The 12,183-nt window shown below is 60.6% G+C and carries 13 protein-coding genes; 8 read left to right on the top strand and 5 right to left on the bottom strand.

The features are described 5' to 3' along the window. The first annotated feature begins 2 nt into the window (after window positions 1-2). Both KGA89_RS15585 and KGA89_RS15580 read left to right on the top strand, forming a co-directional pair. Window positions 3-1,199, top strand: coding sequence for an HlyD family efflux transporter periplasmic adaptor subunit (locus tag KGA89_RS15585; protein WP_003203671.1), 1,197 nt, complete (start codon window positions 3-5; stop codon window positions 1,197-1,199). A gap of 139 nt (window positions 1,200-1,338) precedes the next feature. Beyond that, a complete protein-coding gene (locus KGA89_RS15580) occupies window positions 1,339-2,868 on the top strand; it encodes a DHA2 family efflux MFS transporter permease subunit (protein ID WP_003203669.1) in 1,530 nt (509 codons plus the stop codon). A 151-nt stretch (window positions 2,869-3,019) separates the two neighbouring features. Here the strand turns inward: KGA89_RS15580 and lpxH are convergent, their stop codons facing one another. Both lpxH and KGA89_RS15570 read right to left on the bottom strand, forming a co-directional pair. Beyond that, a complete protein-coding gene (gene lpxH, locus KGA89_RS15575; protein ID WP_003203667.1) occupies window positions 3,020-3,769 on the bottom strand; it encodes a UDP-2,3-diacylglucosamine diphosphatase in 750 nt (249 codons plus the stop codon). Further along, on the bottom strand, window positions 3,766-4,269 hold the full coding sequence (locus tag KGA89_RS15570; protein ID WP_003203665.1) for a peptidylprolyl isomerase: 504 nt from the start codon (window positions 4,267-4,269) through the stop codon (window positions 3,766-3,768). The genes lpxH and KGA89_RS15570 overlap by 4 nt, the downstream gene beginning before the upstream one ends. Before the next feature lie 249 nt (window positions 4,270-4,518). Between KGA89_RS15570 and KGA89_RS15565 the strand changes: the two genes are divergently transcribed. The 3 genes from KGA89_RS15565 (at window position 4,519) to KGA89_RS15555 (ending at window position 8,275) form a co-directional block, all read left to right on the top strand. Next, window positions 4,519-6,216, top strand: coding sequence for a glutamine--tRNA ligase/YqeY domain fusion protein (locus tag KGA89_RS15565; protein WP_003203664.1), 1,698 nt, complete (start codon window positions 4,519-4,521; stop codon window positions 6,214-6,216). A gap of 21 nt (window positions 6,217-6,237) precedes the next feature. Next, window positions 6,238-7,620, top strand: a complete 1,383-nt coding sequence (cysS, locus tag KGA89_RS15560; protein WP_003203662.1) for a cysteine--tRNA ligase — start codon at window positions 6,238-6,240, stop codon at window positions 7,618-7,620. A 199-nt stretch (window positions 7,621-7,819) separates the two neighbouring features. Continuing rightward, on the top strand, window positions 7,820-8,275 hold the full coding sequence (locus tag KGA89_RS15555) for a DUF2214 family protein (RefSeq protein WP_003203659.1): 456 nt from the start codon (window positions 7,820-7,822) through the stop codon (window positions 8,273-8,275). A 193-nt stretch (window positions 8,276-8,468) separates the two neighbouring features. On the opposite strand, the gene csrA is transcribed toward KGA89_RS15555, so the two are convergent. Further along, a complete protein-coding gene (gene csrA, locus KGA89_RS15550) occupies window positions 8,469-8,663 on the bottom strand; it encodes a carbon storage regulator CsrA (protein WP_003179932.1) in 195 nt (64 codons plus the stop codon). A 247-nt stretch (window positions 8,664-8,910) separates the two neighbouring features. Here csrA and KGA89_RS15545 point away from each other — a divergent pair, with 247 nt between their 5' ends. Beyond that, window positions 8,911-9,276: a hypothetical protein gene (locus KGA89_RS15545; protein WP_003203657.1), complete on the top strand. Its 366-nt coding sequence runs from the start codon at window positions 8,911-8,913 to the stop codon at window positions 9,274-9,276. Between the two features lie 144 nt (window positions 9,277-9,420). Here KGA89_RS15545 and KGA89_RS15540 read toward each other — a convergent pair whose 3' ends face one another. Next, on the bottom strand, window positions 9,421-10,110 hold the full coding sequence (locus KGA89_RS15540) for an endonuclease (protein WP_013693784.1): 690 nt from the start codon (window positions 10,108-10,110) through the stop codon (window positions 9,421-9,423). A gap of 5 nt (window positions 10,111-10,115) precedes the next feature. Continuing rightward, entirely contained in the window at window positions 10,116-10,415 is a 300-nt protein-coding gene (locus KGA89_RS15535; protein WP_027913013.1) for a DUF1654 domain-containing protein, read from the bottom strand. A 198-nt stretch (window positions 10,416-10,613) separates the two neighbouring features. Here KGA89_RS15535 and KGA89_RS15530 point away from each other — a divergent pair, with 198 nt between their 5' ends. Together KGA89_RS15530 and KGA89_RS15525 are read left to right on the top strand one after the other, a co-directional pair. After that, window positions 10,614-11,060: a hypothetical protein gene (locus KGA89_RS15530; protein ID WP_013693783.1), complete on the top strand. Its 447-nt coding sequence runs from the start codon at window positions 10,614-10,616 to the stop codon at window positions 11,058-11,060. 133 nt (window positions 11,061-11,193) lie between these two features. Beyond that, complete coding sequence (locus KGA89_RS15525) at window positions 11,194-12,150, top strand: sugar ABC transporter substrate-binding protein (RefSeq protein ID WP_013693782.1); 957 nt, start codon at window positions 11,194-11,196, stop codon at window positions 12,148-12,150. Window positions 12,151-12,183: the final 33 nt, after the last annotated feature.

Below are 12,183 nucleotides of genomic sequence, written 5' to 3'. Positions count from 1 at the left end.
TCATGGCGACTGCCGAAACGACTCAATCCGAACATGCGCAGGACGGCAACCCACGCAAGCGCAAGGTCATGCTGCTGACACTGGCGCTGCTGGTCATTCTCTCGGGCCTGGGCGTCTGGGCCTGGCACGAACTGTATGGCCGCTGGAGCGAAAGCACCGACGATGCCTATGTGAACGGCAACGTGGTGGAGATCACACCGCTGGTCACTGGCACCGTGGTGAGCATCGGGGCCGACGACGGCGACCTGGTGCGTGAAGGCCAGGTGCTGGTGCAGTTCGACCCGAACGATGCCGAAGTCGGGCTGCAAAGTGCCCAGGCCAACCTGGCCCGGACCGTGCGCCAGGTGCGTGGCTTGTACAGCAACGTCGATGGCATGCGGGCGCAGGTCAATGCGCAAGAGGCCGAAGTGCAGAAGGCCCAGGAAAACTACAGCCGACGCAAGAACCTGGCGGCCGGCGGGGCGATTTCCAAGGAGGAACTGTCTCACGCCCGGGATGACCTGACCTCGGCGCAGAACGCCTTGGCCAATGCCCGGCAACAGCTCAAGACCACCAGCGCCTTGGTGGACGATACCGTGGTGTCGTCCCATCCCGACGTGCAGTCCGCCGCCGCGCAACTGCGCCAGGCCTTCCTGGCCAACGCCCGCAGTACCTTGATCGCACCCGTCACCGGTTATGTCGCCAAGCGCACCGTGCAACTGGGCCAACGGGTGCAGCCGGGTACGGCGTTGATGGCGGTGATCCCGCTGGATCAGCTGTGGATCGACGCCAACTTCAAGGAAACCCAACTGCGCGACATGCGCATCGGCCAGCCAGTGGACATCGAAGCCGACCTGTACGGCAGCGATGTGAAGTACAGCGGCACCATCGACAGCCTCGGCGCCGGGACCGGCAGCGCATTTGCCTTGCTGCCGGCGCAGAACGCCACCGGTAACTGGATCAAGATCGTCCAGCGGGTGCCGGTGCGCATTCACATCAATGCCCAGGAGCTGGCCAAGCATCCGCTGCGGGTCGGCCTGTCGACCCTGGTCAGTGTCGACCTGCACGACCAGAGCGGCCCGGTACTGGCCCAGCAGCCACCGCAGAAAGCCTCGTTCAGCACCCAGGTCTACGACCAGCAGCTGACCGATGCCGACGCGATGATCGCCCGCCTGATCCACGACAACAGTGCGGTGGCGAGCAAGACCGTGCAGCGCTGATCGCAATTGCAGGCCAACCTCTGAAACCTGTGGGAGCAAGGCTGTTGGCTTTGCTCCCACACAGCCAACAGCCTGGCTCCCACAGGGTTTGTGTCTTGCCCTAAGGGATTTCGCCACCTTCGCTTCATAGGATTTCGCAATGAGCAATAACGCGTCTTTCACGCCGCCCAGCCTGTTGCTCAGCACCATCGGGCTGTCGCTTGCGACGTTCATGCAAGTGCTCGACACCACCATCGCCAACGTTGCCTTGCCGACTATTTCCGGCAACCTGGGTGTCAGCTCGGAGCAGGGCACTTGGGTGATCACCTCGTTCGCGGTGAGCAACGCCATCGCCTTGCCGCTTACCGGCTGGCTGAGCCGGCGGTTTGGCGAGGTGAAACTGTTTTTGTGGGCGACGATGCTGTTCGTGCTCGCGTCGTTCTTGTGTGGTATTTCCACCTCGATGCCGGAGCTGATCGGCTTTCGTGTACTTCAAGGGCTGGTGGCCGGGCCGTTGTACCCGATGACCCAGACCTTGCTGATTGCCGTGTACCCGCCGGCCAGGCGCGGCATGGCCCTGGCGTTGCTGGCGATGGTCACGGTGGTGGCGCCGATTGCCGGGCCGATCCTCGGCGGCTGGATCACCGACAGCTACAGCTGGCCGTGGATCTTCTTCATCAACGTGCCCATCGGCGTCTTCGCCGCGCTCGTGGTGCAACAGCAGCTCAAGGCGCGGCCGGTGGTCACCAGCCATCAACCGATGGATTACGTGGGGTTGATCACGCTGATCATTGGCGTTGGCGCGCTCCAGGTGATTCTCGACAAAGGCAACGACCTGGACTGGTTCGAGTCGAACTTCATCATCATTGGTGCGCTGATTTCGATCATTGCCCTGGCGGTGTTCGTGATCTGGGAAATGACCGACCGTCACCCGGTGGTCAATCTCCGCCTGTTCGCCTATCGCAACTTTCGCATCGGCACCATTGTGCTGGTGGGGGGCTACGCCGGGTTCTTCGGCATCAACCTGATCCTGCCGCAGTGGTTGCAGACCCAGATGGGCTACACCGCGACCTGGGCCGGGCTGGCGGTGGCGCCCATCGGTATCCTGCCGGTGCTGATGTCGCCTTTCGTCGGCAAGTACGCCCACCGGTTCGACCTGCGCGTGTTGGCCGGGCTGGCGTTCCTGGCCATCGGCCTGAGCTGCTTCATGCGGGCCGGGTTCACCAACGAGGTGGATTTCCAGCACATTGCGATGGTGCAGTTGTTCATGGGCATCGGCGTGGCGCTGTTCTTCATGCCGACCCTGAGCATCCTGATGTCGGACCTGCCGCCGCACCAGATTGCCGACGGCGCGGGGCTGGCGACGTTCCTGCGGACCCTGGGTGGCAGCTTTGCCGCGTCCCTGACCACCTGGATCTGGATCCGCCGGGCCGACCAGCATCACGCCTACCTGAGCGAAAGCATCAGCACTTTCGAGCCGGCCACCCGCGAAGCACTCAACCAACTCGGTGGTGCGAGTGCCCCGGCCTATGCCCGGCTCGAGCAGGTCCTCAACAGCCAGGCGTACATGCTCTCCACCGTGGATTACTTCACGCTGCTGGGTTGGGCGTTCATGGGGTTGATCGTGCTGGTGTGGCTGGCGAAGCCGCCGTTCGCGGCGAAGGCTGGGCCTGCATCGGCGGGGCATTGATCCACACACAACACCCTGTGGGAGCGTACCTGTGGGAGCAAGGCTTGCCCGCGATGCAGGCGACATGGTTCAACTGCAAGACCGTGTCATCGTTCATCGCGAGCAAGCTTTGCTCCCACAGGCTCGCGCCCACAAAGGAGATCTGCGGTCTTTAGGTGCTTGGCAACGCCAACTGCGCATTACCAAACCCAAACGGCGCCAACGCAAACCCCTGTTCGTCCACCTGCAACGCCCAGCCTTGCTTGTCCCAATCCCCCAGCACAATGCGCCGGGCGGCGTGTTCGCCCAGTTGCAACTTGTGGATGGCGGGCCGATGGGTGTGGCCGTGGATCAAGGTCTTCACGCCGTATTGCTGCATGATCCGTGGGATCTCTTCGGGCGTGACGTCGACGATGTCATTGGCTTTCATGCGTGTCTGCGTGCGGCTTTCGCTGCGCAGTTTGCGCGCCAGCTTCTGGCGGCTGCCCAGCGGCAGGTGCCGCAGGACGAACAGCGTGACCGGGTTGCGCAGCCAGCGCCGCAGCTTCATGTAGCCTTCGTCGCGGGTGCAGAGGCTGTCGCCGTGCATCAGCAGCACCGGCTCGCCATTGAACTGCACGACACTCGGGTCCTTGAGCAGGGTGCAGCCGGCCGCTTTGCAAAAGGCCTGACCCAGCATGAAGTCGCGATTGCCGTGCATCAGGAAGATGGCCGTGCCGCTGTCGCTCAATTCGCGCAGGGCCTGGCAGATGGAACGCTGGAACGGCGTCATGGCATCGTCGCCGATCCAGGCTTCGAAAAAGTCGCCCAGAATGTACAACGCTTGCGCCGAGCGGGCGCGTGTGGCGAGTAAATCCAGAAACGCCCGGGTGATGTCCGGGCGCTCCTCTTCCAGATGCAAGTCTGAAATCAGCAATATCACTCAATGATCTCGGCTTTCTCGATGATCACGTCTTCTGCCGGGACATCCTGGTGGCCGGCCTTGGACGTGGTGGAAACGCCTTTGATCTTGTCGACCACGTCGGTGCCTTCGATCACTTCACCGAACACTGCATAGCCCCAGCCCTGGGTGGTCTTGCCGCTGTGGTTCAGGAAGCTGTTGTCCGCCACGTTGATGAAGAACTGCGCGGAGGCCGAATGCGGCTCCATGGTACGGGCCATGGCAACGCTGTACTTTTTGTTCGGCAGGCCGTTGTCGGCTTCGTTCTGGATGCTTGGGCGCTTGTCTTTCTTTTCCTTCATGCCGGGCTCGAAACCGCCGCCCTGGATCATGAAGTTGCCGATGACGCGGTGGAACACGGTGTTTTCGTAATGGCCGGCCTTGACGTACTCGACGAAGTTGGCAACGGTCAGCGGTGCCTTCTCGGCGTTCAGTTGCAGGACGATGTCGCCGTGGTTGGTGGTCAGTTTGACTTTGCTCATGATCGGTACTCTTTCAAGGAATTCGTGGGTTTCGGGGCTTCACTGCCCGCAACCGGTCTGGCTGTAATCGGCCAGGCTGGGCAGTTTAGCGTGCCGGGCACGAATTTCGAGGCTGTTTTTCATCTGGCCGTCGATTAAATTCAATCGTTTGCCGGCCTGGCCTGTCAGCTGCTTGACAGCATCGGCTATGATACGGGCTTTGATTTATCAGGCCGCACCCGGCCGCGCACTTGTCTGTTCAAGGATCCTATGAGCAAGCCCACTGTCGACCCTACCTCGAATTCCAAGACCGGCCCGGCCGTGCCGGTCAACTTCCTGCGCCCGATCATCCAGGCGGACCTGGACTCGGGTAAGCACACACAGATCGTCACTCGCTTCCCGCCAGAACCCAACGGCTACCTGCACATCGGCCATGCCAAGTCGATCTGCGTGAATTTCGGCCTGGCCCAGGAGTTCGGCGGCGTCACGCACCTGCGTTTCGACGACACCAACCCGGCCAAGGAAGACCAGGAATACATCGACGCGATCGAAAGCGACGTCAAATGGCTGGGCTTCCAATGGTCCGGTGAGGTGCGCTACGCCTCGCAATATTTCGACCAGTTGCATGACTGGGCAGTGGAACTGATCAAGGCCGGCAACGCCTACGTGTGCGACCTGACCCCCGAGCAGGCCAAGGAATACCGTGGCAGCCTGACCGAGCCGGGCAAGAACAGCCCGTTCCGTGACCGCAGCGTGGAAGAGAACCTGGACCTGTTCGCCCGTATGCGCGCCGGTGAGTTCCCGGACGGCGCTCGGGTGCTGCGTGCCAAGATCGACATGGCTTCGCCGAACATGAACCTGCGCGACCCGATCATGTACCGCATCCGTCACGCCCATCACCACCAGACCGGCGACAAATGGTGCATTTACCCCAACTATGACTTCACCCACGGTCAGTCGGACGCCATCGAAGGCATCACGCATTCGATCTGCACCCTGGAGTTCGAAAGCCATCGTCCGTTGTACGAGTGGTTCCTCGAGCACCTGCCGGTGCCGGCCACCCCGCGCCAGTACGAATTCAGCCGCCTGAACCTGAACTACACCATCACCAGCAAGCGCAAGCTCAAGCAACTGGTGGACGAGAAGCACGTCAACGGCTGGGATGACCCGCGCATGTCGACGCTGTCGGGCTTCCGTCGTCGCGGCTACACCCCCAAGTCGATCCGCAATTTCTGCGAAATGGTCGGCACCAACCGTTCCGACGGCGTGGTGGACTTCGGCATGCTGGAATTCAGCATCCGTGACGACCTCGACCACAGCGCCCCGCGCGCCATGTGCGTGCTGCGTCCGCTGAAAGTGGTCATCACCAATTACCCGGAAGGCCAGGTCGAGAACCTCGAACTGCCGCGCCACCCGAAAGAAGACATGGGCGTGCGCGTCCTGCCGTTTGCCCGGGAAATCTACATCGACCGTGACGACTTCATGGAAGAGCCGCCTAAAGGCTACAAGCGCCTGGAGCCTACCGGCGAAGTGCGCCTGCGTGGCAGCTACGTGATCCGCGCCGACGAGGCCATCAAGGACGCCGACGGCAACATCGTCGAACTGCGTTGCTCGTACGATCCCGACACACTGGGCAAGAACCCGGAAGGTCGCAAGGTCAAGGGCGTGATCCACTGGGTGCCGGCCGCCGCCAGCGTCGAGTGCGAAGTGCGCCTCTACGATCGCCTGTTCCGTTCGCCGAACCCGGAAAAGGCCGAAGACAGCGCCAGCTTCCTGGACAACATCAACCCTGACTCCCTGCAAGTACTCACTGGTTGTCGTGCCGAGCCTTCGCTGGGCAACGCACAGCCGGAAGACCGTTTCCAGTTCGAGCGCGAAGGTTACTTCTGCGCGGATATCAAGGACTCGAAACCCGGTGCTCCGGTATTCAACCGTACCGTGACCTTGCGCGACTCCTGGGGTCAGTGATCAAGTCTTAAGGGAAACCCTGTGCTTACGATCTACAACACGCTCACCAAGAGCAAAGAAGTCTTCAAGCCGCTGGATGGCAACAAGGTCCGCATGTACGTCTGCGGCATGACCGTGTACGACTACTGCCACATTGGTCATGGTCGCAGCATGGTCGCCTTCGACCTGGTAACCCGCTGGCTGCGATTTAGCGGTTATGACCTGACCTATGTGCGCAACATCACCGACATCGAAGACAAGATCATCAACCGTGCCCGCGAAAACGGCGAGCCTTACGATGCGCTGACCGAGCGCATGATCAAGGCCATGCACGAGGATGAGGCGCGCCTCAATATCCTCAAGCCGGACCTGGAGCCCCGTGCCACGGACCACATCCCTGGCATGCTGAGCATGATCCAGACCTTGATCGACAAGGGCTACGCCTACGCACCGGGCAATGGCGACGTGTACTACCGCGTTGCCAAGTTCATGGGCTACGGCAAGCTGTCGCGCAAGAAGATCGAAGACCTGCGCATCGGCGCGCGTATCGAAGTCGACGAGTCGAAAGAAGACCCGCTGGACTTCGTGCTGTGGAAGGGCGCCAAGCCGGGTGAGCCGAGCTGGGAATCGCCATGGGGCGCCGGGCGTCCGGGCTGGCACATCGAATGCTCGGTGATGTCCACCTGCTGCCTGGGCGAGACCTTCGACATTCATGGCGGCGGCAGCGACCTGGAGTTCCCGCACCACGAAAACGAAATCGCCCAGAGCGAAGCGGCCACCGGCAAGACCTACGCCAACGCCTGGATGCATTGCGGCATGATCCGGATCAACGGCGAGAAGATGTCCAAGTCCTTGAACAACTTCTTCACCATCCGCGACGTGCTCGACAAGTACCACCCGGAAGTCGTGCGTTACCTGCTGGTGTCGAGCCATTACCGCAGCGCCATCAACTACTCGGAAGACAACCTCAAGGACGCCAAGGGTGCCCTGGAGCGTTTCTATCACGCGTTGAAGGGCCTGCCGAGCGTGCCGGCTGCCGGTGGCGAAGCGTTCGTGGCGCGTTTCACTGAAGTGATGAACGACGACTTCGGCACGCCGGAAGCGTGCGCGGTGCTGTTCGAGATGGTGCGTGAGATCAACCGCCTGCGTGAGAGCGATCTCAATGCGGCGGCCGGTCTGGCGGCCCGCCTGAAAGAACTGGCCAGCGTACTGGGTGTGTTGCAGCTCGAAGCCGATGACTTCCTGCAGGCTGGTGCCGAAGGCCGCGTGGACGCCGCCGAAGTCGAGGCGTTGATCCAGGCGCGCCTGACTGCGCGCGCCAACAAGGATTGGGCCGAGTCCGACCGGATCCGCGACCAGCTAACCGCCATGGGCGTGGTGCTGGAAGATGGGAAGGGCGGCACGACCTGGCGTCTGGCGGACTAAGATCTTCTAAAGCTCGCAATACCCCTGTGGGAGCGAGCTTGCTCGCGATAGCGGAATGTCAGACAACATTGTTGTCGACTGATACACCGCCATCGCGAGCAAGCTCGCTCCCACATTTTTTGTGGCCGGCCTGGCAATCATTGTTTTATGAGCTAGTACTGTCAGGTCGATTCGACGTTCTCTCTGACAGGGTTCTTCCATGTTGGCTCATTGGTCTCTCGCGGCAATTCATCTGCTGGCCTTCGCCCTCGGGTTCTGGGCGGTGCTGACGCGCGGCACGGCGCTGCGACGCCTGGCGAGCGGTGTGGATGCGGTTCGGAGTGTCTTGGTCGCTGACAATCTGTGGGGCCTGTCGGCGCTGGTGTTGTTGGTGACTGGTGGGATGCGGGCGTTTGGCGGGTACGAAAAAGGCACGGATTATTACCTGCACCAACCGCTGTTTCACCTGAAGATGACCTTGCTCCTGCTGATCCTGTTGCTTGAGATCGCGCCAATGATCGCCCTGATCAAATGGCGGATGGCGCTGGGCAAAGGGGCTGCGATCGATCCTTCGAAAGCTGGCCGGTTTGCACGGATCAGCCACATCGAGGCTTTGTTGCTGATCTTGATGATGATCGCCGCCACGGGCATGGCGCGGGGCGTGAGCCTGGGTTGACCGGCCGCGAACGCCCGCTTCGTCATCATTAAAACGAAACGTCTGACAGCCATGCTAAGCGCCATGTCATTAGTATCGGTTCAACGGGCTGGACGAAAAGAAGTGGGATGGGCAGGGTAAGACACGGTCGACCAGAATCTTTAGCCAGCCATTGCGGCGATGCAAACGGGCTGGCTACGGACTGCAGCAAGGCTCAGGGAGTTTGCGGCTTGTCGGGGGCAGTGAGGCCCGCCTGAATACGCTGGTAAATCTCTTCGCGATGCACCGCAACGTTTTTCGGGGCGTTGATGCCGATCCGGACCTGTTGGCCGCTAACGCCCAGAATGGTGATCGTGATGTCGTCACCAATGTTTATGCTTTCACCGACTTTGCGGGTGAGTATCAGCATGGTGTTCTCCTTGATTGCTTTATAGGGCACCTGATTCAGACAGTGCAGATGTCGGTACTGCTTATAGATTAGTGCTAAGTGTCACAATGTGGGTGCCTCTTTCTGACGTACAGATGCAGCATTAATTCCCAGGGTGCGACTATACAGAGACGCCGGGCAGGATTCTCGTGTTTTGAGCACTGTTTGCGGCGATCTTGAGGGGCACGGGTGCTAAAATCCGTCCCTCATGTCTTCCGAGGGAAACGTTGTGCGCAAATTGGCTTGGGTTATTGCGGTATTGGTGCTGGCAGGATGCGGTGAGGGGCGTGACGTCGAAGCACCGAAACCCAAACCCGTAGCGACCTCCGCACCGGCCGCCGCTGCCGCGCCGCAGTGGGCCGTCGAGGTTCGCGGCGAAACGCCGCAGGCGGTCAGCGACCTGACCGGTTGGCTCATCGAACACAGCTTCATGTCGAACGTGGTGCGGGAAAACGGCAAGGAGCGCGTCCTGGTCGGTCCTTTCAGCTCCAAGGCTGAGGCCGAAGCCAAGCAGGAACAGGTGACGGCTGCCCTGGTCCGGGCGAAAAAACGCAACATCGAGACGTTGGTGGTGGATTACCCGACGGCCCAGTAATCGGGCAGCACAAATAAGCCAGTCAAGCCACAAAACCTGTGGGAGCGAGCTTGCTCGCGATAGCGGTGGATCAGCCAATGTTGATGTTGACTGACATGCCCCTATCGCGAGCAAGCTCGCTCCCACAGTTTCATAAATGCCAGCTCAGCCGCAGGCCTTCATGTCCACCGGCCCCACGAACTCGTTCCCGCGGCCCATGACGCACGCCACGCTCTGGTTGCGCTGACGCTCCCAGCTTTCGACCGGGTAGGTCTTGTCCCAGGCCTCATACAAGCGCCGGTCCTGATTCGAGAGGCGCAGGCCATATTGCTTGCTCATGTAGAAATAGGTCCGGGCGATCATGCCCCGGATAGAAGGGCGGGGCATGACCTTCTTGGCCTTGAAGTCCACCTGGGTCAGGCATGAGCCGTACTGACCCTTCTGCACCGGCAGCCAGCCGAAACTGAAATTGCTGCGATCACCGTTCACTTCCCCGATGCTCGGCACCAGGTTGTGCAGGTCGGCCTCGGCCCGTTGATAGACCGGGTCATAGCGGGTGCAGTTCTTGCGACCCCCTTGTTGCCAGCATTGACGCTGATGGCCGATCTGCCACGCCGGGACAATATGTTCCCATTCAATACGGGCGGCACGGCTGGCATTCTTGCGCGGTACATAACCGCAGGCGGCCAGGTTCACGCGATTGCCGGTGTATTTGCAGCCACAGTAAAACTCGGTGGATTGTGGCGCGTAGAGTTTCCAGGCGACTTTCTTGGCTTCGTTGAAGGTGCGCGGAGCACCGGCCTGTGCGCCCATGGCGATAAACACAAGCAAAAAAGCTAAACAGCGAACACTCATCAGACTCAATCTTCCTTCGGCACAACCCAGAAAACCTGCACACCACCATCGTCGCGATAGGCGAGGGTCACGTTGTCGTTCTCGTCGATTTCTTCCAGCAGGCGCTCCCACTCATCCACCGGCTCGTCGGGAAGACGGAAGATCAGGGCTGCCTTGGCTTTTTGCGCGGTGGGGGCGTTGATGATTTTCGAGACCCGCAGGCCGAGTCGTGTATAGGAATCTAAAGGGGTAGTTGCAGCGGAGGGCGGGGCCACAGGATTATCCTTATTAAGCTGTACGTGCATACAGTATTTAACCGTAGGCAATTACGCAACTGCTTAAAATTCAAGAAAATCGTCTGACAGCACTTTTTTCGTTTTGGTGTAGGCGAAAGGAATTTTTTATTGGCTGGCATAAATGGGTGGATCAACCGCTCTGGCCCTGTGGCGGATTTGCGCGAGCGCTAAAGAAATTGCTTTGGCGGGCGATGTCCTGCGTAGGAATCCCACCCATGGAGTTTTGTCATGTCGTTTACAGTCGGCTTTCCCAACGCGGCGGCCGTGACCATCGGCGGTCAGTCCGCAGCCACCCTGAAGGCCTTGAACGAGGCGAGTACCGAGGCCGCCGATGAGGCCCTTGGCGAGACGCAAACGCCCGGCAAAGTCCGTACGGGGGCGGGCGCGGAAGCGACCGATCAGGCACAAGAGAGCGGCAGCACCCAGAGCATTGCCGTCCAGATTTTGCTCAAGCGGATGCAAGAGCTTCAGCAACAGCTCAGGGAGCAGCAGCAACAACTGGCCGCCGCACAGGCGCGCGACTACCCAACGGCGGAAGCCAAGACCTCGGCGGTCATGGCGGCCCAGGGACAGATCGCCGACACCAGTGGCGCGTTGCTGGAGGTCACCGGCCGTTTGGTCACGGAGCTGGCAAAGGGCGCCAGTTCGGGTACGGTGGTCAATACGACGGCCTGAACTGCGACGTTGCGGATGAAACCGCAACGTTGACAAATCTCCGAAGCCTTACCATAGTTCACTTCACGCAAACGTTTGCGCGGCGTTCCGTGCATTGATTTGCTCACAATAATCATAAGATCGGAGTGAACCCATGAAGTTGCCATTCGCTGGACGCCTTCTCGCTGTTGCCATGCTCGCGGCCGCATCCGCTGCGCTGCCTATCTCCTCGGCATTCGCCCAGACCGCAGAAAAACCCAAGGTCGCCCTGGTCATGAAATCCCTGGCCAACGAGTTCTTCCTGACCATGGAAGACGGCGCCAAGGCTTATCAGAAGGAACACTCCGCCGATTTCGACCTGATCTCCAACGGGATCAAGGATGAAACCGACACTGCCAACCAGATTCGCATCGTCGAGCAGATGATCGTGTCCAAGGTCGATGCGCTGATCATCGCGCCAGCGGATTCCAAGGCCATGGTGCCGGTGATCAAGAAAGCCGTCGACGCTGGCATCACCGTGATCAACATCGATAACCAGCTCGATCCGGCCGTCGTCAAAAGCAAGAACATCAATGTGCCGTTCGTAGGCCCGGACAACCGCAAAGGGGCGCGCCTGGTGGGCGAGTACCTGGCCAAGCAGCTCAAGGCCGGTGACGAAGTCGGCATCATCGAAGGCGTGTCCACCACCACCAATGCCCAGGCACGCACCGCGGGCTTCAAGGACGCGATGGAGGCGGCGCAGGTCAAGGTCGTTTCCCTGCAATCGGGTGACTGGGAAATCAACAAGGGCAACCAGGTTGCCGCGTCGATGCTCAGCGAATACCCGAACATCAAGGCCCTGCTGGCCGGTAACGACAGCATGGCGGTCGGCGCTGTATCGGCCGTGCGCGCGGCGGGCAAGGCGGGCAAGGTGCAGGTAGTCGGCTACGACAACATCAATGCCATCAAGCCGATGCTCAAGGATGGTCGTGTCCTGGCGACGGCCGACCAGTTCGCCGCCAAGCAGGCCGTGTTCGGCATCGAGACGGCGCTGAAGATCCTCAAGGGCGAAAAAGTTGACAGCGGTATCAACGGCGTTATCGAAACTCCGGTCGAGCTGGTGACCAAGTAGTTATCCTGGCGACACAACGGTGCTCGCCCATCC

Origin of the sequence: Pseudomonas sp. A-RE-22 (assembly GCF_019956035.1) — a bacterium.
GTDB classification, from domain to species: Bacteria; Pseudomonadota; Gammaproteobacteria; order Pseudomonadales; family Pseudomonadaceae; genus Aquipseudomonas; species Aquipseudomonas brassicacearum.
The sequence above is the reverse complement of the archived record's forward strand: the minus strand, read 5'-3'. Positions and strand labels throughout refer to the sequence as shown.